General features: G+C 63.7%; 18 protein-coding genes, 1 tRNA gene, 2 rRNA genes and 1 pseudogene (1 of these 22 cut by a window edge). 12 read left to right on the forward strand and 10 right to left on the reverse strand.

The genetic code is table 11. From position 1 onward, the window contains the following. The 6 genes from ENHY17A_RS05275 to ENHY17A_RS05300 all read left to right on the forward strand — a co-directional run. Positions 1-2,100 (forward strand): 23S ribosomal RNA (locus ENHY17A_RS05275) (it extends 695 nt beyond the left edge of the window). Between the two features lie 124 nt (positions 2,101-2,224). Then, a 5S ribosomal RNA gene (rrf, locus tag ENHY17A_RS05280) occupies positions 2,225-2,339 on the forward strand. A 104-nt stretch (positions 2,340-2,443) separates the two neighbouring features. After that, positions 2,444-2,520: transfer RNA gene (locus ENHY17A_RS05285), tRNA-Met, on the forward strand. A 475-nt stretch (positions 2,521-2,995) separates the two neighbouring features. Next, positions 2,996-5,110 (forward strand): TonB-dependent siderophore receptor, encoded by a 2,115-nt coding sequence (locus ENHY17A_RS05290; protein ID WP_159710738.1) that lies wholly within the window; start codon positions 2,996-2,998, stop codon positions 5,108-5,110. Beyond that, positions 5,107-5,667 (forward strand): hypothetical protein, encoded by a 561-nt coding sequence (locus ENHY17A_RS05295; RefSeq protein WP_159710740.1) that lies wholly within the window; start codon positions 5,107-5,109, stop codon positions 5,665-5,667. Before ENHY17A_RS05290 ends, ENHY17A_RS05295 begins: the two co-directional genes overlap by 4 nt. Then, positions 5,664-7,139 carry a PepSY-associated TM helix domain-containing protein gene (locus tag ENHY17A_RS05300; RefSeq protein ID WP_159710742.1) on the forward strand — a complete coding sequence of 492 codons (1,476 nt, stop codon included), beginning with the start codon at positions 5,664-5,666 and terminating at the stop codon, positions 7,137-7,139. The genes ENHY17A_RS05295 and ENHY17A_RS05300 overlap by 4 nt, the downstream gene beginning before the upstream one ends. A gap of 3 nt (positions 7,140-7,142) precedes the next feature. Here the strand turns inward: ENHY17A_RS05300 and ENHY17A_RS05305 are convergent, their stop codons facing one another. The 4 genes from ENHY17A_RS05305 to ENHY17A_RS05320 all read right to left on the reverse strand — a co-directional run bounded on the left by ENHY17A_RS05305 (position 7,143) and on the right by ENHY17A_RS05320 (position 11,929). Further along, positions 7,143-8,951, reverse strand: a complete 1,809-nt coding sequence (locus tag ENHY17A_RS05305) for a DUF885 domain-containing protein (protein ID WP_159710744.1) — start codon at positions 8,949-8,951, stop codon at positions 7,143-7,145. Between the two features lie 64 nt (positions 8,952-9,015). Further along, the gene (locus ENHY17A_RS05310; protein WP_159710746.1) at positions 9,016-9,648 is read right to left on the reverse strand and encodes a 5'-methylthioadenosine/S-adenosylhomocysteine nucleosidase; all 633 of its coding nucleotides are present in this window, start codon (positions 9,646-9,648) and stop codon (positions 9,016-9,018) included. After that, a complete protein-coding gene (locus ENHY17A_RS05315) occupies positions 9,645-11,168 on the reverse strand; it encodes an ABC transporter permease/substrate-binding protein (RefSeq protein WP_159710748.1) in 1,524 nt (507 codons plus the stop codon). The genes ENHY17A_RS05310 and ENHY17A_RS05315 overlap by 4 nt, the downstream gene beginning before the upstream one ends. Then, positions 11,165-11,929, reverse strand: coding sequence for an ATP-binding cassette domain-containing protein (locus ENHY17A_RS05320; RefSeq protein WP_159710750.1), 765 nt, complete (start codon positions 11,927-11,929; stop codon positions 11,165-11,167). Before ENHY17A_RS05320 ends, ENHY17A_RS05315 begins: the two co-directional genes overlap by 4 nt. Before the next feature lie 80 nt (positions 11,930-12,009). On the opposite strand from ENHY17A_RS05320, the gene ENHY17A_RS05325 reads away from it, so the two are divergent. Both ENHY17A_RS05325 and ENHY17A_RS05330 read left to right on the forward strand, forming a co-directional pair. Next, positions 12,010-12,828, forward strand: coding sequence for an SDR family oxidoreductase (locus ENHY17A_RS05325; protein WP_443018287.1), 819 nt, complete (start codon positions 12,010-12,012; stop codon positions 12,826-12,828). Beyond that, entirely contained in the window at positions 12,828-13,187 is a 360-nt protein-coding gene (locus tag ENHY17A_RS05330; protein ID WP_159710752.1) for a bleomycin resistance protein, read from the forward strand. Before ENHY17A_RS05325 ends, ENHY17A_RS05330 begins: the two co-directional genes overlap by 1 nt. A gap of 120 nt (positions 13,188-13,307) precedes the next feature. Here ENHY17A_RS05330 and ENHY17A_RS05335 read toward each other — a convergent pair whose 3' ends face one another. Next, complete coding sequence (locus ENHY17A_RS05335; RefSeq protein WP_159710754.1) at positions 13,308-13,598, reverse strand: 4a-hydroxytetrahydrobiopterin dehydratase; 291 nt, start codon at positions 13,596-13,598, stop codon at positions 13,308-13,310. A gap of 52 nt (positions 13,599-13,650) precedes the next feature. On the opposite strand from ENHY17A_RS05335, the gene ENHY17A_RS05340 reads away from it, so the two are divergent. The 4 genes and pseudogenes from ENHY17A_RS05340 to ENHY17A_RS05355 form a co-directional block, all read left to right on the forward strand. Next, complete coding sequence (locus ENHY17A_RS05340) at positions 13,651-14,058, forward strand: metallopeptidase family protein (protein ID WP_159710756.1); 408 nt, start codon at positions 13,651-13,653, stop codon at positions 14,056-14,058. After that, positions 14,055-14,639, forward strand: coding sequence for a heme ABC exporter ATP-binding protein CcmA (gene ccmA / locus ENHY17A_RS05345; RefSeq protein ID WP_159710758.1), 585 nt, complete (start codon positions 14,055-14,057; stop codon positions 14,637-14,639). Before ENHY17A_RS05340 ends, ccmA begins: the two co-directional genes overlap by 4 nt. After that, entirely contained in the window at positions 14,636-15,277 is a 642-nt protein-coding gene (locus ENHY17A_RS05350; protein WP_159710760.1) for a heme exporter protein CcmB, read from the forward strand. Before ccmA ends, ENHY17A_RS05350 begins: the two co-directional genes overlap by 4 nt. A gap of 213 nt (positions 15,278-15,490) precedes the next feature. Then, positions 15,491-16,120 (forward strand): annotated as a pseudogene (locus ENHY17A_RS05355) (alpha/beta hydrolase); the annotation flags it as partial. Between the two features lie 4 nt (positions 16,121-16,124). On the opposite strand, the gene ENHY17A_RS05360 reads toward ENHY17A_RS05355, so the two are convergent. From ENHY17A_RS05360 to ENHY17A_RS05380, 5 genes are all read right to left on the reverse strand, one after another. Continuing rightward, positions 16,125-16,790: a hypothetical protein gene (locus ENHY17A_RS05360; protein WP_159710762.1), complete on the reverse strand. Its 666-nt coding sequence runs from the start codon at positions 16,788-16,790 to the stop codon at positions 16,125-16,127. A 10-nt stretch (positions 16,791-16,800) separates the two neighbouring features. Then, positions 16,801-17,676, reverse strand: coding sequence for a class I SAM-dependent methyltransferase (locus ENHY17A_RS05365; RefSeq protein WP_159710764.1), 876 nt, complete (start codon positions 17,674-17,676; stop codon positions 16,801-16,803). 38 nt (positions 17,677-17,714) lie between these two features. After that, complete coding sequence (gene thrC, locus ENHY17A_RS05370) at positions 17,715-19,109, reverse strand: threonine synthase (RefSeq protein WP_159710766.1); 1,395 nt, start codon at positions 19,107-19,109, stop codon at positions 17,715-17,717. Positions 19,110-19,294: 185 nt separating this feature from the next. Continuing rightward, on the reverse strand, positions 19,295-19,909 hold the full coding sequence (locus tag ENHY17A_RS05375; RefSeq protein ID WP_159710768.1) for an SURF1 family protein: 615 nt from the start codon (positions 19,907-19,909) through the stop codon (positions 19,295-19,297). Further along, positions 19,906-20,283 carry a DUF983 domain-containing protein gene (locus tag ENHY17A_RS05380; protein ID WP_159710770.1) on the reverse strand — a complete coding sequence of 126 codons (378 nt, stop codon included), beginning with the start codon at positions 20,281-20,283 and terminating at the stop codon, positions 19,906-19,908. The genes ENHY17A_RS05375 and ENHY17A_RS05380 overlap by 4 nt, the downstream gene beginning before the upstream one ends. Positions 20,284-20,294: the final 11 nt, after the last annotated feature.

The raw sequence follows: 20,294 nt of genomic DNA on the forward strand, positions 1-20,294 counted from the left end.
CATTAGACCCGAAACCCGGCGATCTAGGCATGACCAGGTTGAAGGTGCGGTAACACGCACTGGAGGACCGAACCGATTAACGTTGAAAAGTTACCGGATGAGTTGTGTTTAGGGGTGAAAGGCCAATCAAGCCGGGAAATAGCTGGTTCTCCGCGAAATCTATTGAGGTAGAGCCTCGAGTGATTACCGTAGGGGGTAGAGCACTGGATGGGCTAGGGCTGCGCGAGCGGTACCAAACCTAACCAAACTCCGAATACCTACGAGTACAGCTCGGGAGACAGACGGCGGGTGCTAAGGTCCGTCGTCAAAAGGGAAACAGCCCTAACCTACAGCTAAGGTCCCCAAGTCATCACTAAGTGGGAAAGCATGTGGGAATCCCAAAACAACCAGGAGGTTGGCTTAGAAGCAGCCATCCTTTAAAGAAAGCGTAACAGCTCACTGGTCTAAATAAGGGTTCCTGCGGCGAAGATGTAACGGGGCTAAAGTGATGCACCGAAGCTTAGGGTTCAGATCTTTGATCTGAGCGGTAGCGGAGCGTTCCGTAAGCCTGCGAAGCCGAAGGGTAACCGACGGTGGAGGTATCGGAAGTGCGAATGCAGACATGAGTAGCGATAAACAGTGTGAGATGCACTGTCGCCGAAAGACCAAGGGTTCCTACGCAAGGCTAATCCGCGTAGGGTGAGCCGGCCCCTAAGACGAGCCCGAAGGGGGTAGTCGATGGGAATGCGGTTAATATTCCGCAGCCTGGTGGTGTGTGACGGATGACGTGTGTTGTACGATCTTAACGGATTGATCGTGCTTCGAAGTTGTCCCAGGAAATAGCCCCACCGTATAGACCGTACCCGAAACCGACACAGGTGGTCAGGTAGAGTATACCAAGGCGCTTGAGAGAAGTGTCCTGAAGGAACTCGGCAAATTGCCTCCGTACCTTCGGAAGAAGGAGGCCCTCACATTGCGCAAGCAGTATGAGGGGGCACAGGCCAGGGGGTAGCGACTGTTTAGCAAAAACACAGGGCTCTGCTAAGTCGGCTTCAAGACGACGTATAGGGCCTGACGCCTGCCCGGTGCCTGAAGGTTAAGTGGAGGAGTGCAAGCTCTGAAATGAAGCCCAGGTAAACGGCGGCCGTAACTATAACGGTCCTAAGGTAGCGAAATTCCTTGTCGGGTAAGTTCCGACCTGCACGAATGGCGTAACGACTTCCCCACTGTCTCCAGGACATGCTCAGCGAAATTGAATTCTCCGTGAAGATGCGGAGTACCCGCGGTTAGACGGAAAGACCCCGTGCACCTTTACTGCAGCTTCAGAGTGGCATTAGGAAAGAACTGTGTAGCATAGGTGGGAGGCTTTGAAGCGTTGGCGCCAGCTGACGTGGAGCCATAGGTGAAATACCACCCTGTTGTTTTCTGATGTCTAACCTCGAACCATGAAACTGGTTCAGGGACCCTCTGTGGCGGGTAGTTTGACTGGGGCGGTCGCCTCCTAAAGAGTAACGGAGGCGTGCGAAGGTTGGCTCAGGTCGGTTGGAAACCGACCGTTAGAGTGCAATGGCATAAGCCAGCCTGACTGCGAGACTGACAAGTCGAGCAGAGACGAAAGTCGGTCATAGTGATCCGGTGGTCCCTCGTGGAAGGGCCATCGCTCAACGGATAAAAGGTACGCCGGGGATAACAGGCTGATAACCCCCAAGAGCTCATATCGACGGGGTTGTTTGGCACCTCGATGTCGGCTCATCACATCCTGGGGCTGGAGCAGGTCCCAAGGGTTTGGCTGTTCGCCAATTAAAGTGGTACGTGAGCTGGGTTCAGAACGTCGCGAGACAGTTTGGTCCCTATCTGCCGTGGGCGTCGAAATTTGAGAGGAGTTGACCCTAGTACGAGAGGACCGGGTTGAACATACCTCTGGTGTACCAGTCGTTCTGCCAAGAGCGCAGCTGGGTAGCTATGTATGGACGGGATAACCGCTGAAAGCATCTAAGCGGGAAGCCTCCCTCGAGATAAGATTTCTTAGGACGGTCGGAGACCACGACCTTGATAGATCGGATGTGGAAGTGAAGTAATTCATGAAGCTAACCGATACTAATTGTCCTATTCGCACCTGATGAGTCCCACCATCAACGACAGCGCTGGTTATCCAGTGTTGGCGTGATGTGGATGACATCATTACGCCTTGAACATTAAGTGCACGATTTGAAAACCCAAAACCCCGACAGCACAAGCTTCATTGCTTGGTGGCTATAGCGTCTGTGACCCACCCGATCCCATCCCGAACTCGGACGTGAAACCAGACTGCGCCGATGGTACTACTGCTTAAGTAGTGGAAGAGTAGGTCGTCGCCAGGCATTGTAGCTTGTGCGGTTGGGAATTTTGGAAAACCCATTCACATTTTCGAAGCGCTTTGCGCGCCTGGCCGTACGGCTCGGCGCGTATTTGCGTCTCCGGTTGGCGCGGGGTGGAGCAGCCCGGTAGCTCGTCAGGCTCATAACCTGAAGGTCACAGGTTCAAATCCTGTCCCCGCAACCAACACATCAAAACGCCCCCGTGGTTCGCCCCGGGGGCGTTTTTGCGTTGGACACCGGATGGTCGAAGCCATTGGTCGCGATCGGGCGGTTGGAGGCCGAAATCTCAGGCGGTCTAGATCTTAGTCGAGCCGGTCTAACACCCGGCGCTGCCCGGTCCTGATTCCCATTCGACACACGCTGTACGCGAAGCGCTGGCCAGTTGATGGTTCGCGGGGCGACTCCATTCCAGAAAATTTCGTTGCGTGATGTCCTCGCCTCGCGCGCGGCTACAAAGTTACGGGGCATCGTAACCCGCATCATTTCTTCAGGTCGGCGCAAGCAACTACCGCGCGAGTGGAGCGGAATGGCGAATGCTCCGCCGCCTGGGATAGCGCATTGCGATTTGGATCGCCTCTATCGCGAAGGGATCGCAATAAGTCTTGCAAATAGGAACGACTCGCATTAGCGGAACCCCAAGATAATCATCGGGGGTTTCAATGTCGCGTTCCGTCTTGCTGCTGGGTGTATCTCTCTTCGCGGTGGCTTCACCCGCCGTCGCGCAGCAATCCTCAGGCCAGCAGCGTCCCTCGGTCGATTCAGAAGAAATCATCGTTACCGGCGAGCTGGAGCGGTTCGGCGCGACCAAGTCGGACACCCCGATCCTGGAGACTGCGCGATCGATCTCGATCGAAACCGAGCGCGACTTCCGCGACAAGGGGTTCGAAACGCTCGACGACGCGCTGGCCTATACCGCGGGCGTCACCGCGGAGACGTACGGCTTCGACATGCGCGGCGATTTCGCCACCATCCGTGGGCTGGGCGTGCCCGAATATCGCGACAATCTTCAATATCTGTTCGGTTTCTATAACAACCCCCGTCCCGACCTGTATCTGGCGGAGCAGGTCGAAGTGCTCAAAGGTCCGACATCGGTGCTCTATGGCGCAGGATCGCCGGGTGGTATCATCAATGTCGTGACGAAGCGGCCGTTCGACGGCACGTTGTTCGAAGTGCGCGGGCGTGTCGGCAATTTCGATCGATACGAAGCGATGACCGATTTCAACACTGCCATTCCCGGCACCGGCGGCACCGGCTTCTTCCGCTTTACCGGCCTGTATCGCAACACCGGCACCCAGATCGATCAGGTCGATGAGGAAAAGATCGTCATCGCCCCGTCGTTCAGTGCGCAGCCGACGGACTCGACGACGATCACGTTGCTGACCAACTATACCAGCCAGAAGACCGATACGGGCCACCAGTTTCTGCCACTGGAGGGGACGTTGCTGCCGCATGTCAGCGGGCGCGAAATCGATCCGCTCGCCTATTTCGGGAAACCGGGGTTCAACCGCTACGATTCGGAAAGCGTTACGGTTACGCTGATCGCGGAGCAGGGACTGGCGGAAGGCCTCAACTTCGAGGCGGTCGGGCGATATTCGGCGTCGAACGCGATTTACAACCAGGCTTGGCCCGCTTTTCTGGCAGTCGGTGTGCCCCGGATCGATGCCGATGGCGATGCCGCATGGACTTTCTACGCCTCGGATGCGCGAAGTGAAGCGCTTGCCACGGACGCGCGGTTGCGGTGGGAATTCACCACAGGCGGCATCGAACATCAGGTGCTTGGCGGGGTCCAGTATCAGGATGTGATGACCGACAACGATTCTGCCTATATCTTTAACGGCGGCACGATCAACGTCTTCGACCCGACCTATGAGGACGCACCGACCGACGCCGAAATCGCTGCCGCCTTTTTCCGCGCGCCGTCGAACTTCGTCCAAAGCACCGGCCTGTACATCAACGATCAGGTCACTGCCGGGCCGTTCATCGTCACCGGCGGCGTGCGGTTCGACTGGGTCACCAACCGCACCGGTCGTGCGACGCCGCAAAAAGACAGCGCGACCAGCTTTTCCGGCGGTGTCCTGTATCGCGGGCCGTTCGGGCTGTCGCCCTATGTCAGCTATGCCGAAAGCTTTCAGCCAGTGCTGGGGATCGACCGAGATACACTTGCAGCGTTCGAGCCGCAGGAGGGGCGCCAGTATGAGGCGGGGCTGAAATGGCAGATCCCCGATACCCGGTCTTTCGTCACCGTGGCCGCGTTCGATATCGAACAGAGCAATCTGCCCAATCCCCAGGCACTGCCTGGCGGTGGTGGTCAGCAACTCGGCATCTCGACGATCCGCGGGGTCGAGGTCGAAGGCAATCTGGCGATCGGCGGATTGCTGGTCGATGCCAATTACAGCTTCCTCGACCACGAAAATCCCAATGGCTTCCGTCTGGCGTCGATCCCGCGGCATCAGGCGTCGTTGTTTGCCACCTATCGTTTCGCGGGCGCGCTCGACGGGTTCCGACTAGGCGGCGGCGTGCGGTATCAGGGCGAGAATGAGAGCAGCGGGTTCAACGGTGTCGGCACGCCCGCGCCGGGCACCCCGCTGATCATCGCGGTCGATGGTCACACGGTGGCGGATGCGAGCATCGGGTATCGCTGGAGCAATTGGGATTTGTCGGTCAATGCGCGCAACGTGACCGACGAGCAATATTTCACCACCTGTCTGGCGCGCGGCGATTGCTATCCCAACGAACGCCGGACGGTGATCGCGACCGTCGGATACCGGATGTGATCGCAGTTGCGCTGATCGCCGCTGCATTCGGCGTTTTGTTGGTCCGGCTCGGATGGGGTCGGGAAGATCGTGGCTTGCGCGTCGGTGCGGGCTGGGCGCTGATCGCGGTTGGGCTGGTCGCGCTGATGGGGCGCGACGGGGCGTGGGGGCTGGCGCTGGGCGCGTCGGTCGCGACGCTCTTGGCGTTCGTGGCGCTTGCCCATGCCGCGATCACTGCCCCACGACCCCGGAGATCGACGCCGCCGCGCGACGTCGCGACCACGGTGACGCTGCATAGCGAAAGCTGGGCCGGGCTGGGGCGGCGCATGCTCGTCTTCCTGCTCGCGGTCCCGGCATCGGCGGTGGCGGCAATGCTGGTCGCGTTGGCGGGGCAGACGCTGGCCCGCGCAGCGGGTTGGGGAGAGGCCAACGCGGGCGTTGCGGGCATGTTCGCCTTTCCGGTCGCCTGGGCGGTTGTCACGACGCTCGTGATGCTCAAGGACCGCGTGATGCACATGATTCGCATTGTCGCAGTTGCCGCGATTCCGTCTGCCGCGCTGTTCTGGGGGATGGCATGAAGAATATCCTGTCTTCCGACCTGGTTCGTCGTGCGCTTTCGGGCCATGCCGCGGTCGGGCTGCTGGCTGGCGCGCTGCTCTATATCCTGTGCCTGTCGGGTACGCTGATCGTGGTGCATCAGGAATGGCAGCGCTGGGAGCAGCCGACGGTTGCGGAAGCGACGACGCTCTCGCCCGAAGCCGTGCAACGTGCTGCCGATACGGTGCTCGCGACCGAACCGCGCGAGACCGAGCATTTCTATATCACCATGCCGACGGACGGTTTGCCGCGCCCGGTGGTCACCACCGACAATCGCGCCTTCTATCTCAACGCCAACGGCAGCATTGCCGCGCGCGAGGAACATGCCTGGACCGAGTTTCTGATCCACCTTCATTATTATCTGCACCTGCCGATGCTGTGGGGGCTGATTGCGGTCGGCGCGCTGGGGGTGATGATGGTGACGCTGATCGTCGGCGGCGTGCTGGCGCATCCGCGCATCTTTCGTGACGCGTTCCGACTGCGCGCGCGCGGGCAGAAGCAATTGGCGCTGGCCGACTGGCACAATCGGCTGGGGGTATGGACGCTGCCGTTCGGGCTGGCGATCGCGGTCACCGGCGCGCTGCTCGGCCTGTCGATCCTGACGACGCAGATCACCGCCAAAACCTGGTATGGCGGCGATGTAGAGGCGGCCTATGCGCCGATCTTCGGGGCGGAGGGCGTCCATGACGATCGTCCTGCGCCGCTCGCCAATATCGCAGGCGCGATGCGCGATTTCGCGACGCGCTTTCCCGATGTCCGTTTGAGTTATGTGACGATGCACGATCCGGGCAAGGCCGGGCAGCATCTCCAACTGGTCGGCGATCATCCGCGTCGGCTGATCTTCGGCGAATATTATGTGTACGATTCGAACGGCAATTTCCTGCGCACCCAGGGACTGGCCGATGGCGAGATCGGCAAGCAGGCCGCATCGTCGACCTACAAGCTGCATTTCGGCAGCTTTGGCGGGTTGCCGGTCAAGCTCGCCTATATCCTGATGGGCGCGGCGCTGACGGTGGTTGCGGGCACCGGCATGTCGATCTGGCTGGTCAAGCGCCGCCAGCGCGGTCGTGCGAGCCCGCGGCTGGAGGGGGCGTGGCAGGCCGTGTTGTGGGCCAGTCCGCTGCTGATCGCGCTCGCGCTGGTCGCCCGCTGGACCCTGGGCGTCGATGCGCCGCTGGTCGGTTTTTTCTGGATCGGACTGGCGTCGATCGTCGCGGTGGCCTCAGCGTCCGCGGATGGTCCGCGGGTGAAGACATGGCTTGCGAGCGCGCTGGGCGCGGTCATGGTGGCGATCGGCGCGGTGCACCTGATCGCGCTCGGCGGTGCGATGCAGTCGATCTATATCGCGTTCGACCTGATCCTGCTTGCAGGGGGGGCGGCGCTGCTCCGGTGTTACGCCAGAGCAGCGCTTGTTCGCCGCAACGCCGAACTGGTGCCGACACCCGCCGAATAGCGGTTACGCCATTCGCGCGCGCGCCTGTCGCTGGAGCACGGTTAGCGGCATCGCACCCTTTTGCAGGATGGCGTGAAATGCCTTGGGATCCCACGCATTGCCTGCTTTTTCGCGCGCTTCGTTGCGTAGGTCCACCCAGACATTGTGGCCGATCTTGTAGCTGGTCGCCTGGCCCGGCCAGACGGTGTAGCGATCGATTTCGTTCTGCCCACGCCCGCGCGCGATGCCGGTGGTGGCGAGGAAATAGTCAGTCGCCTTGTCCCGGCTCCAGCGTTTGGAGTGCAGGCCGGAATCAACCACCAGGCGGGTCGCGCGGAACAGGATCGACTGGAGATAGCCGACTTCCTCGAGCGGAATCGCCTTGAACATGCCGATCTCATCGGCAAGCTGTTCGGTGTAGAGCGCCCAACCTTCCGAATAGGCGGAAAAGCCCCCGCGCCTGCGGATCAGCGGGATCGCATCGGATTCGAGCGCGCTGGAGACCTGCAAATGGTGCCCCGGCGACGCTTCGTGATGCGTCAGCGTGCGCAAGCCGAATTTGGGCCGGTCGAACGTGTCGCGCAGGTTGATGAAATAGGTTGCCGGGCGCGACCCGTCGAGCGAGGCGGACTGGTAATAGGCACCCGCCGACCCCGCCTGGATCGCCTCCGGCACGCGGCGCACCTCGACCGAGGCCTTGGGCAGCACTGCGAACTGTTCGGGGAGCCGCGCGTCGATTTCGCGCACCTGCTGGCGGAGCATGTCGAGCAGCTGTTCGCGCCCCGCATCGGTATTGGGAAAGACCTGGTCCGGACGCTTGTTGAGCGCGATCAGCCGCTCGCCGACGCTGCCTTGGCTCATGCCCTGTTGCTTCAGGATCGTGTCGATCCGCGCATTCAGCTCGGCGACTTGCTCGAGGCCGGTTCTGTGGATTTCATCGCCCGTCAGGTTGGTCGTCGTCGCGGCACTGGCGGCGGCGGTGTAATAGGCCTCGCCGTCCGGAAGCCGCCAGACGCCCGCGTCATGCTTGGCCTGCGCGCGAAGCTGTTCGACCAGCGCACGCTGGCGATCGAGCGCCGGATAGACGGCAGTTTCGATCAGTCGTGCAGCCTCTGCAGCGCGGGCTTCGGGCAGGTTTGCACCCTTCAGCTTGGCGGCGAAGCTGGTGACGAGGTTGTGTTCGGCAGCGGCTGGCTCACGCGCGCTGGCGAACTGTTTCAGCGTGGTGTCGAGGATATAGTCGGGCGCAAACACACCCTTGGCCGCGTCGTCGCGCTGGCGTTCGGTTTCTTGGTCGAGCACGGTCGCGAACGCCTGAAGCCGCGAGAGATAGGCGTCGGCATCGGCGGCATCGCGCACGCGGTGCTGGTTGGCGAGGAAATCGGGCACGTCGCGGTACGCGCCGGACAATTGGCTGATCGTATAGGGGACATAGCGTCCGCCGGTCGCGCCATAATCGAACTGCGCGCCCTCTAACCCGCGTTCGAGCTGATATTCGACGACATCGTAATCGAGCGCAGAATCTTCGTTCAGCTTGGCACGATCGATGGTCTTGAGTTGCGCCAGCTCGGTCCGGGTGCGGGCGATATCCTTGGCGCGACCCGCAGCTGACGCATCCGACAATTGCGAGCGGAGGGGCGCTCGTGCGCCGGTGTCGAGGCCCAATGCGGTCGCGCCCTCGGGGCTTTCGTCGATCCGTGCGTAGAAAAATCCGTCGAGCATCTCACGCAACCGGGCGTCTTCGCCGGCAAGCTGGAACCCGCGCGCGGCGGCGGGCAGGGCGGCGAGCGTGGCGGCGACGCTGGCGGAAGCGAGGAACTGGCGACGGTGCATGAGGACTCCTGCGATACGGGTTCGCAGGCGAGCCTAGGGGAGGGGGACGTTCGCGTGCAACCGGTTAGCGCAGCGCGCGCGCCAGCGCATCGACCGCTTCGGCCAGCTTTACGTCGATATGCCCCAGCAATTCGGTCCAGCTTTCCAGCCCCGCAAGTTCGCCCGGCCCGTCGGAAATGCCGCGTAATCCGACCATCTCCACCCCGAACCGCTGGCAGGCCCGCCATACCGCAAAGCTTTCCATATCGACCATGTCGGCGTCGATCGCGGCATAATGATCGCCGGTGACGACATTGGCACCGGTCGACAGGCTGGCGGTCGGCACGTCGGGGATCGGGGTGCGCAGCGGCACCACCACCGGATGATCGACGAACGGCGTCGTTCCGCGCGCAAAGCCCAGCGGCGATGCGTCGATGTCGCGCCACGCGATCGACGCGACCTGATAGACATCGCCCAGCCGACATTTGCGCGATCCCGCCGACCCCAGCGAACACACCAGATCGGGCGGCGTCCCGGCATCGGCCAGCACTTGAAGCGCGCGCGTGGTCTCTATCGCGGCCTCGATCGGGCCGACGCCGGTCATCACCGGGCGGATGCGGGCGCGCAATGCCGGGCCATATTCGGGCTCGCAGGCCATGACGAACAGGATGCGGATGTCGCCAAAGGTCGCGAGCGTACCGATCGGGTCGGGGTTCATCGATCGATCTCCGTGGCCAGCCAGCGGGCGGCGTCTGTGGGGGTGCGTTTGTCGGTATCGCGATCGACCATCAGATTGGCCTGGCGCATCGCATCGACGCGGATTGCACCGATCAGGGGCTGAAGCGCGCCGATGAACCGTGCGTCGTCGGCGCGTGTGGGCGCAACCAGCAGCACCGCGTCATAGCCGGGAATCGCGCCGCGCGGGTCGCCGATCACCGTCAATCGCTGTGCGGCGATACGTCCGTCGGACGAGAATGCGGAAATGACGTCGGCGTCTCCGGCGTCGATCGCGCGGTACATGAAGCTGGGACTGTAGGCACGCGCTGACGCAAAGCGGAGACGATATGCGTCGCGGACCGCCGACCATTCGGGCCGTTCGAGAAATTCGAGGTCGCTCGCCAGCCTCAATTCCGGCGCGGCGCGCGCCAGATCATCCAGCGTCGTGATGCCGCGCCGCGATGCTTCGTCCGCCTTCATCGCAAAGGCATAAGCGTTCTCGAAACCCAACGATCCCATCGACCGAACGCCATGGGTTGCCGCCGCCCATTCGCCGACACCGGTCACGATCTCGGCGCGCGAAGGCACATCGCCGCGCTGCATCTGGTTGGTCCACAATGTGCCCGAATAATCGACATAGACATCGATCTCGTCGCTTGCGAGCGCACCAAAGATGACTGCCGATCCCAGCCCTTCGCGGTATCGGACCCGGTATCCGGCATCCTCCAGCCGATCGCCAATCAGCCGGGCAAGGATGAACTGTTCCGCAAAATTCTTGGCACCGATGGTCACCACGGGCGGGCGGGGAACGATCATCGGCGAAAGCGCGATCAACGTCCCGGCAATCAATCCACCAACCCCCGTCCACGTCATCCACCGCCGCCTGTTGGCGATCCCGCGTTCGGCAAGACCGAGCAACGCATCGACGCTAAGTGCCAGCGCGGCGGAGGCGATGCATCCCGCCAGCACCAGCGCCCAATTCTGGGTCTGAAGCCCGGCAAAGATCAGGTCGCCCAGGCTGGGTTGGCCAACCGTTGTCGACAGCGTCGCAGCGCCAATCGTCCACACCGCAGCGGTGCGGATCCCCGCCATCAGATAGGGTGCGACCAGCGGTAGTTCGACCAGACGCAGCTTCTGGTTGCGCGTCATCCCCATGCCGTCCGCCGCCTCAATTACTGCGGGGTCGAGATTGGCGAGGCCGGTCACGCCGTTGCGAAGGATCGGCAGCAGCGCATAAAGCGACAGCGCGATCAGCGCGGGCAGGAAGCCGAGCGGCGAGATGCCGCCGCCGACCATGCCGGATAGCCACAACAGCACCGGAAAGAACAACGCCAGCAGGGCGAGCGCAGGGATGGTCTGGATCAGGCTGGCTGCGCCGAGCGCGATGCGGGCCACGCGCGGGCTGCGCGCCGACCAGATCGTGAGCGGTGCCGCGACCGCCAGCCCCAGCAACAGCGCCGCGGCCGACAACAGGATATGCTGGGCCAAAAGCTCGGGGACGCGCGTGAGGACGTCGGTCACCGGGCACCGATCGCGGCGAGCGCACGCGCCTGTTCGCGCGGGACCGCCAGCAGGTCAACGACGACGGGTCCGTGATCGCCCGTCATCAGCGCGGTCGGCGATGCGTCGGCCACGATCCGTCCGGCGTCCATCACCAGTACGCGATCCGCCAGGATCAATGCTTCCGCCATGTCATGCGTCACCATGATCGTCGTCAGGCCGAGCCGGTCGTGCAAAGCCCGCACCCGGCGACCCAGGCCGTCGCGCGTAACCGGGTCGAGCGCACCAAAGGGTTCGTCCATCAACAGAATATGCGGCTCCGGCGCGAGCGCGCGTGCCACGCCCACCCGCTGGCGCTGCCCGCCCGACAGCGCATCGGGCATGCGCTTGGCAATGTCCGGGGGCAGATCGACCAGCGCCAGTAACTCGGCAACACGTTCCGCCGCTATTGGGCGACCGGCGATGCGCAGCCCAATCGCGATGTTTTCGGCCACGGTCAGATGCGGGAACAGGCCGATATGCTGAAACACATAGCCGAAACGGCGACGCACCAGCGGCAGGTCGGAGTGCACCGCCACGCCATCCAGCGCGATCGTCCCGGTATCGGGTGCGACCAGGCGGTTGATTGTTCTGAGCAGGGTCGACTTCCCCGATCCCGATGCCCCGACCAGCGCGACGAAGCTATCGCGCGCGATGTCGATCGAGACGCGGTCCACCGCGACCGTTTCGCCGTAGCGCTTGCAAAGTGAGTCGATCCGGATGGCGGGGGCGGGCGAGGTCATCGTCCCGGGTTGTGGGGACTTGTGGTGCATTCGTCAAAAACCGCTGGCATGGCATCGCCGCTTCGGGAAGGTTGTGCTCGATGACCGAGAACGAAGGCGGAGCGGATATGATGGCGGACACCAAGGCGATCTTTATCACCGGGGGCGGATCGGGGATCGGTCGCGCGGTCGCGCAATATTTCGCCGCGCAGGGGTGGCGTGTTGGGGTTTCCGATGTGAACGCCGCGGGGATTGAGGAGACGCGGGCGCTGTTGCCCGCCAGTCTTTGCACCGCGCATGTCATGGACGTGCGCGACCGAGAGCAGTGGCGCAAGGAACTGGCCGCGTTCGTCGCGACGAGTGGCGGGCGGCTGGACGTGCTGTTCAACAATGCCGGGATCGCGGTGGGGGGCGAGTTCGCGAGTACGCCGCTCGACGATCTCGACAGGTTGATCGCGATCAACCTGACCGGGGTCGTCAATGGCGCGCATATCGGCCACCCCTATCTGAAGGCGACGCGGGGGGGCGGGTGCCTGCTCAGCACCGCGTCCGCGGCGGGGATTTACGGCACCGGTGGGGCTTCGGTCTATTCGGCGACCAAATTCGCGGTACGCGGTCTGACCGAAGCGCTCGACGGCGAATGGGCGAAGGACGGCATCCGGGTGCGGTCGATCATGCCGAGTTTCATCGATACACCCTTGCTCGATGCAGGCGTGACCGGATCGAACCAGAATGTCCGCGAACGCGTGCGCGCGGCGGGGCTCGAGTTTACGCCACTCAATGAGGTTGCCGAACTGGCGTGGCAGGCCGTCCATGGCGATGCGATTCACACGGTCATCGGCAAGACTGCACGCCGCATGAAATTCGCGGCGCGTTGGATGCCGGGCGCGCTCAGGAAACAGGGCCGCGGCGGGCTGTGATGGCCGATCGCGCAACCCCCAACCTGCCGTCGCGCGATTTCGAGGTGACGGCGCAATTCTATACCGCGTTGGGGTTTGAACAGGGCTGGCGCGACGAAAGCTGGATGATCCTCGAACGTGGCGACGCGATGCTCGAATTCTTCCCCTTTCCCGACCTCGATCCGCTGAGCAGTTCGTTCGGCTGCTGTTTGAGGCTGGACGATATCGACGCGATCTATGCGCAGGCGTTCGCGGCGGGCGTGCCCGAGCAATGCTGGGGAATGCCGCGCTTGCATCCGGCGAAGGTCGAAGCGTCGGGCAAGCGCATCGCCTATCTGGTCGATCCCGACGGCACGCTGATCCGGTTGGTTCAGAACTGATCTGACTCAGTTCCGTTCGTGCTGAGCTTGTCGAAGCACTGTCCTTTCTTCGTGCCAAGAAGGACAGCACTTCGATACGCCGCTATCGCGGCTACTCAGTGCGAACGGGTTGGGGGTGGCTCACTCCACCAGCGCGTCGATCTTCTGCGCCATGTAGATGTCGCGTTCGGACAATCCGCCCGCGTCATGCGTGGTCAGCAAGATATCCACCCGGTTATAGACGTTCGACCATTCGGGATGGTGGTCGGCCTTCTCCGCGAGCAGCGCGACTTGCGTCATAAAGGCGAAAGCTTGCGAGAAATCGTCGAAGGTGAAGGTTCGCGTGATCGCGTCGCGGGCCTCGTCCACGTCCCAGTCGGGCAGGCCGTCCAGCGCATCGACGCGTTCGGCGTCGCTCAGTTGTTCGACCATGGCTCGCCCTCTCCCTTGCAGCGTCTCGGGGCTCCGGCCTATGGCATGGCCCATGCCGACGCAAGCGCCGCTCCACGCCCCCGACAACGACGCGCTCGAAGCCTTGGCGCGCGAGGCGCTGGCGCGCATTCCCGAGCCCTTCTCCACCCACCTCAAGGACGTGGTCCTGATCGTCGAGGATTTCGCCGACGAAGAGACGCTGAAACTGATGGGCTTCGAAGATCCATTCGAGCTGACCGGGCTTTATCATGGTCGTCCGATCGGCGAGAAATCGAGCTTCGACAGCGGCGGGCTGCCCGATCGCATTCATCTCTATCGTCGGCCCTTGCTGGACGAATGGTGCGACACCGGCGTCGCGCTGGACGACCTGATCACCCATGTCGTCGTGCATGAGGTCGGGCATCATTTCGGGCTGTCCGACGACGATATGCACGCGCTGGAAGACGCCGAGCACGAGTGAGCGCCGCGTCGCTTCGTCTGAGCGAGGTCGCCTGCGTGCGTGGCGGGCGGATGCTGTTTTCGGGTCTCGACCTGATGCTGGGTCCAGGCGATGCGGCGCTGGTCAGCGGCCCCAACGGGATCGGCAAGTCCAGCCTGCTCCGGCTGGCCGCGGGTTTGCTCAAGCCATTTTCGGGCCGTATCGGACGAGTGGGCGGTGTCGCACTGCTGGCGGAAGATCATGCGCTCGATCCCGAACACGCGCTGGGCAAGGCGCTCGGTTTTTGGGCAGCAATCGACGGCGGGCGGGACGGATTATCGGCAGCGATCCAGCGCGTAGGGTTGGGCGGGCTGGAACCGGTACCGGTGCGGCTGCTATCCACGGGTCAGCGCAAGCGCGCTGGGCTAGCGCGGATGATCGCCAGCGGCGCCGGGCTGTGGTTGCTCGACGAACCCGCCAATGGGCTCGACAGCGAAGGGGTAGCGATGCTCGAGGCGCTGATCGCCGAGCACCGGGCGGCGGGCGGGGTGGCGTTGGTCGCCAGCCATTCGCCGATCGCGCTTGCCGATGCGCAACAAGTGCGGCTGGAGCGCCCGGCATGAGCGTATTTGCGAGCCTGATTGCCCGCGACCTGCGCAGGGCGTGGACCAGCGGCGGGCTGACGCTGCCGATCGCCTTTTTCCTGCTCGCCGTCATCCTGTTTCCGTTCGCGGTCGGCCCGGATCGCGACATCCTGACGCGCATCGCCACCGGCGCGGTGTGGACCGCGGCGTTGCTCGCGGCCTTGCTGCCGGTCGAGCGGTTGATCGTCCCCGACATGGAAAGCGGGGTCATCGACCAGCTCGTCGTGCGCGGGCTCACCGACCCGACCATCGCGGCGGCAAAGATGGTCGCGCACTGGCTGGGCTTTGCGCCCGCATTGCTGATCGCGACGTTGGCGGCGGCGGCACTGCTGGGAATGGAGGCGGCGCAATTGCGCACCACGCTGATCGCGCTCGCCATCGGCACGCCGGGGCTGGCGGCGCTGGGCGTCATCACCGCCGCGTTGGTCGCGGGGCTCCGCGGCGCGGGCGCGCTGGCGGGGCTCGTCATGCTGCCTTTCGCGCTGCCGCTGCTGATTTTCGGCGCAGGGGCGGGCGAGGGGGCCGGTGCGATCAAGCTGCTCGCCGCGACCAGCCTGTTGCTTGTCGCGGGAGCGCCGTTCGTGGCAGGATCGGCGATGCGGATGGCCAGGGGTTAGCGCAAAGGGGGGCAGGAAAATGCGGAACGGGTTATTGTTGATCGGCGCGGTATCACTCGCTGCCTGCACATCGACTCCGCAGCCTGCGCCTCAGCAGATCGCGTCGCTGCCCGCCATTACCGGTGATTATTTCCAGATGCGATCGACCGCGACCGGGCATGATTACCACATCCATGTCCGCCTGCCGGTGGACTATACCAAAGAACCGATCGCCAGTACCCGGTCGTCTATCTGCTCGACGGCGACACCTTGTTCCCGATCCTGGGCGGCAATCACTTGTTCGTTCACTATGACGACGGCCTGCCCGATGCGATCGTCGTCGGCATCGCTTACGGCGGGTTCGGCCCGGTCAACAAGCGGAGCATCGATTTCAATGCCCCCGATGCGAGCCTGACCGAAGCGCAGGCTGGCGCGCCACGCTTCCAGCAATTTTTGAGCGGCGAACTGTTTCCGCAGATCGAGCGGCGCTATCGCAGCGATCCGGCGAGGCGCATCCTGTTCGGCCAGTCGCGCGGCGGCGGGTTTGTATTGTGGTTGGCCTATACGCGGCCCGATCTGTTCTGGGGGCATATCGCCAGCAATGCCGCGTTCGAGCCGGGGGCCGAGCGGTATTTGGCGATGCCGACGGCGCGGGCCGACACCCATCTGATCCTGTCCAGCGGCACTCGCGACCGCGCCGATCTGCGTGCCCAGGCACTGCGCTGGGCGGAACATTGGCGGCATCGCGATAAGCCATGGCGCTGGCGCTTCGTCGAAATCGAGGGCGGCACCCATGCCGCGAATGCGACCGACGCCTATCGTGCAGGGATGCGGACGATCTTCGACTGGAAGTCGAACCCGTAAAGCCTCACGACGCGGCGCCCGATGGCGGATCGACCGCCATGCCCGCGCCAACTCCGCCTGCACCGCTACCACCGCCGCCCATGCCGCCACCACCGCCACGCCGTTCGCCGCGGGCGTCGCCTCTGCCGCCGCGGCCACCGTTTGATGGGCGCGTCGGCCCCTGCATCGGGATGGCAAGATCGGCGGGGACGGGATCGAGGTCGAGCGCGTGGCGGATGAAATCGCGCAGTGCGACCACCAGTTCGCCGGTATGGACGGCGCGCCCCGCGACCAGATCGCGCGCGGCGCGCTCGGCAAGCCGAACCTGATCCTCGGTGCCGAGCAGGATGATGTCGGATAGCGCCGCCTCCACCGCATCGCGAATGCGGCGCGGGCGTTCCGGAGGCTCGGTGGCGTCCTCGATCGTTTCGGTTTCCGCGCGTTGCCGCCGTAACTCGCGCAGATGCGTGGGGTCGACCGTCAGGTCGCCGGTGAACGATCCGCCCAGCACCTTATAGGCGGCGATCAGCGTCTTCAGCCGCTCGTTGATCTGGCGATTGGCGCGTTCGCGGCGCTGCTGGATGGTCATCATCGCCAAGAGGCGCACGCCGACTCCGATCAGCGTAATGAACGCGATCGCGCCCAGCGTGAACAAGGCGGTTTGCCACGAACTCAGGTCGATCATCCGCATCGCCGTCTTCCTAACCGTTGCGTGACCATCGTGCGAAGATCGCGGTCGGCAGTTCCAGCCCGCGGGACTCTTCGCGTACCGTCAATTCGCCTGCCTCGACCGTACCGGGCAGGTCGGCGAATGCTTGGCGCACCAGTTCGCCGATAGCCAGCGCCGACATGCGCACGGCATAGACGGTCAGGAACAGGCAGGCCGAATTTTCGTCGAGCAATTTGCGGCAATCGGCGATCAGGTCGGGCAAGCCTTCCTCGAGCTTCCAAACTTCGCCATTGGGGCCGCGGCCCCATTTGGGCGGATCGAGCAGGATTGCGTCGTAGCGTCGGCCGCGGCGGACTTCGCGTGCGACGAACTTGCCCGCATCCTCGATCAGCCAGCGGACCGGCAGATCGTTCATGCCCGACAATGTGGCATTCTGGCGTGCGGCCTCGACCGATTTTTTCGACGCATCGACATGCACCATCCGCGCGCCGCCGCTGGCCAGGGCGAGCGTACCGACACCGGTATAACCGAACAGGTTGAGTGCTTCCGGGTTTTCGATTGGGACGATCTGTCCGCGAAGCCAAGTCCACACCGGCGCCATGTCGGGGAAGAAGCCCAAATGCCGGAAGGGCGTCGTCTGGGCGGTGAATTTCACCTTGTCCCAGCCGAGCGGCCAGCCTTCCTCCGGCACGTCGCGGAAATAATGCCAGCGCCCACCGCCATCCTCGTCGGAGGCGGGGACGAATTCGGCGTCGGCGTCCCAGTCGTCGCTCGCGGGTGCCCACATCGCCTGGGGTTCGGGGCGGATGAAGCGGAAACGGCCATAGCGTTCGAGCTTTCGGCCATGCCCGCAATCGATCAAGCCGTAATCCGCCCAGGGCTCGCCGGTCAGGGTAATGAGGTTCATGGCTTCCCCATGCCAATTCGGGCGCGCGGGGGGAAGGCTCAGCGCGCGGTTGCTCGCTCGGCGATATAGGCGGTAACCGCGTCGAAGGTGCCGGGCAACTCTGCATAGCGTTCTTCGCGGTCGAACAGGTCACCCATGCGCGCGGGCAAGGATGGGCGCTGGCCGGTGGCGCGTTCGACCGCATCGGGGAACTTGGCCGGATGTGCGGTGGCCAGCGTGACGATGGGCGTGTCGTTAATTTCCGCCCTGCGAGCTGCCGCAAGACCGATCGCGGTGTGGGGATCGAGCAAGTGTCCGGTCGATTCCTTTGCCCAGCGCATCGCCTGCGCCATCGCGTCGGGATCGACCGAATCGCTGGCGAATGACGACGCGGCACCCTCTCGCTGTGCGTTGGTCAACTGCATCGCCCGCGTCGATTCGAACCCGCGCATCTGTTCGGCCAGTGCCACCCCATCGCGCCCGCCCACATCGAACAGCAGGCGCTCGAAATTGGAGCTGACCTGGATATCCATCGATGGTGCCGCCGTGGGCGTCACCGTTGCCGACGAGTAATCGCCACGAGACAGCGCACGGTGGAGAATGTCGTTGACGTTGGTTGCCACGATTAGTTTGGCGACCGGCAGGCCCATTCGGGCGGCAACATGCCCTGCGAAAACATCGCCGAAATTGCCGGTCGGCACGGAAAAGGCGACTGGCCGTTCCGGCGCGCCTAAGCGGCTGGCGGCGTAGAAATAATAGACGACCTGCGCCATCAGCCGCGCCCAATTGATCGAGTTGACCGCCGACAGCCGGAAGCGTCCGGAAAAGCCGGGGTCGTTGAACATCGCCTTCACCAGCGCCTGCGCGGTATCGAAATCGCCCGAGATCGCGATGTTGTGGACATTGGGACTGAACACCGTCGTCATCTGGCGACGTTGCACGTCTGACACGCGGCCCGAGGGGTGGAGCATGAAGATGTCGATGCCCTCGCGCCCCGCGACCGCGTCGATCGCTGCCGATCCGGTATCGCCGCTGGTCGCCCCGACGATCGTCAGCGGCGCTTCGCCGGGCTGGATGAAGCGTTCGAAGAACAGCCCCAGCAATTGCAGCGCCACGTCCTTGAACGCCAGAGTCGGGCCATGGAACAGCTCGAGCAGGAAATGCCGGTGGTCGAGCTGAACGAGCGGGGTCACCGCGGCATGCGCAAAGCGGCCATAGGCTTGCGTGCACAGGTCGCGCAGTTCTTCGTTGGTCAGCGCGTCGCCGACGAAGGGGGCCATCACGGTTACCGCGACATCGACATAGCTTTGCGTCGCCATAGCGCGGATCGCGTCGGCGTCGATGGTCGGCCAAGCTTCGGGCAGATAAAGCCCGCCGTCCGAAGCCAATCCGCTGAGCGTCGCGCCCCGAAAATCGAGGACCGGCGCGGTTCCCCTGGTGCTGACATAGTGCATGGCCCGGTGGATTAGGGCGCGCGGGAGAATGCGGCAAGCATGGGGTTTATTGGGGCGGGGGAGGCTGGGGTTTGTCGTTGGATAGACAATAAATTCCCGTTCGTGCTGAGCTTGTCGAAGCACTGTCCTTTTCTTCGGGCCAAGAAGGACAGTGCTTCGACAAGCTCAGCACGAACGGTGAGGGGTTATCCCTTTTGCCGATGCCTGAGCGCCAAGAGGTAGATCAGCACCGCAAACCCCGCAAAGGCGAACCACTGGACCGCATAGGACAGGTGGTTGTTGGGCGCAGTGGACGGATCGGGGGCGCGGCTGGTGGAAAGGCCCTGCGGTGCGTTGTCGAGCACGAGCATCAATTCGCGCGGGGTGCCCTTGCCGAGTGCGCGACTCAGGATCGACTGGCCGTCGGGGGCCTGGGTCAGCACGCCGCTGACTTCACCGCCGGTCCAGGTCGGCACGTAGTCGGGCTCGGTCGCGACGCCGAGTTCGATCGGGAAGCCCGGCCCTTCGACGCCGGTTCGACAACGCCCGATCACCCGAAACCCCAATTTACCGTCGGCGGTGCGTCCGGCTTCGTTTTCCCAGCCGCTGCCCTCGATGCACATGCCGCGCGCGCGGCGGAACAGGTTTTCGTCGCCCACGGGGAAGCGGGGCAGGGCGATTTCGGGGAGCGCCATGTTTTGCGCATGGCGGGCGATCTGCGCTTCCTTCTCGTCCGCGCGACCCAATTGCCAGACGCCGAGCGCCAGCATCGCCGCGACCGCCAGGCCGACGACCAGGGTGGGGATGACGGGAAGTTTCATGGGCGGTCCTCATCGACGATGCGACCTTCGCGCGCGGCGTTCTTATATTCGAAGAACAGGAGCGCCGCCTTGGCGATGCGCAGCGATCCGACCACCACGGCCGTCGTCAATGGCACCCACAGGACGACATGCACCCAGAAGGGCGGGCCGACCGTCGCCTCCAGCACCAGCACGCCGATGACCAGAAACGTACCGACGATGGTGGTGAGGAAAGCGGCAGGTCCGTCATCGACATTGAAGGTCGACAGATCGAGACCACAATTTCGGCATGTCCCTGCGAATTTCAGCAGGCCGTCATACAAGGTCTTCGCGCCGCAGCGCGGGCAAAGCCCGTGAAGCGAAGCGCGCACCGGATCAGGCGATTGGTCCGCCACCGGCGCGCGCT

The organism is Sphingomonas sp. AX6 (genome assembly GCF_902506605.1).
Classification (GTDB): Bacteria; Pseudomonadota; Alphaproteobacteria; order Sphingomonadales; family Sphingomonadaceae; genus Sphingomonas.

What these genes read in the sequence shown, in the direction of transcription:
- ENHY17A_RS05290 (WP_159710738.1), top strand. Translation starts at nt 2,996, where the DNA reads ATGTCGCGTTCCGTCTTGCTGCTGGGTGTATCTCTCTTCGCGGTGGCT.
- ENHY17A_RS05365 (WP_159710764.1), bottom strand. Translation starts at nt 17,676, where the DNA reads ATGAACCTCATTACCCTGACCGGCGAGCCCTGGGCGGATTACGGCTTG.
- ENHY17A_RS05335 (WP_159710754.1), bottom strand. Translation starts at nt 13,598, where the DNA reads ATGGTCGAACAACTGAGCGACGCCGAACGCGTCGATGCGCTGGACGGC.
- ENHY17A_RS05310 (WP_159710746.1), bottom strand. Translation starts at nt 9,648, where the DNA reads ATGAACCCCGACCCGATCGGTACGCTCGCGACCTTTGGCGACATCCGC.
- ENHY17A_RS05360 (WP_159710762.1), bottom strand. Translation starts at nt 16,790, where the DNA reads ATGCGGATGATCGACCTGAGTTCGTGGCAAACCGCCTTGTTCACGCTG.
- ENHY17A_RS05350 (WP_159710760.1), top strand. Translation starts at nt 14,636, where the DNA reads ATGAGCGTATTTGCGAGCCTGATTGCCCGCGACCTGCGCAGGGCGTGG.
- thrC (WP_159710766.1), bottom strand. Translation starts at nt 19,109, where the DNA reads ATGCACTATGTCAGCACCAGGGGAACCGCGCCGGTCCTCGATTTTCGG.
- ENHY17A_RS05340 (WP_159710756.1), top strand. Translation starts at nt 13,651, where the DNA reads ATGCCGACGCAAGCGCCGCTCCACGCCCCCGACAACGACGCGCTCGAA.
- ENHY17A_RS05300 (WP_159710742.1), top strand. Translation starts at nt 5,664, where the DNA reads ATGAAGAATATCCTGTCTTCCGACCTGGTTCGTCGTGCGCTTTCGGGC.
- ENHY17A_RS05320 (WP_159710750.1), bottom strand. Translation starts at nt 11,929, where the DNA reads ATGACCTCGCCCGCCCCCGCCATCCGGATCGACTCACTTTGCAAGCGC.
- ENHY17A_RS05305 (WP_159710744.1), bottom strand. Translation starts at nt 8,951, where the DNA reads ATGCACCGTCGCCAGTTCCTCGCTTCCGCCAGCGTCGCCGCCACGCTC.
- ENHY17A_RS05375 (WP_159710768.1), bottom strand. Translation starts at nt 19,909, where the DNA reads ATGAAACTTCCCGTCATCCCCACCCTGGTCGTCGGCCTGGCGGTCGCG.
- ENHY17A_RS05325 (WP_443018287.1), top strand. Translation starts at nt 12,010, where the DNA reads ATGACCGAGAACGAAGGCGGAGCGGATATGATGGCGGACACCAAGGCG.
- ENHY17A_RS05330 (WP_159710752.1), top strand. Translation starts at nt 12,828, where the DNA reads ATGGCCGATCGCGCAACCCCCAACCTGCCGTCGCGCGATTTCGAGGTG.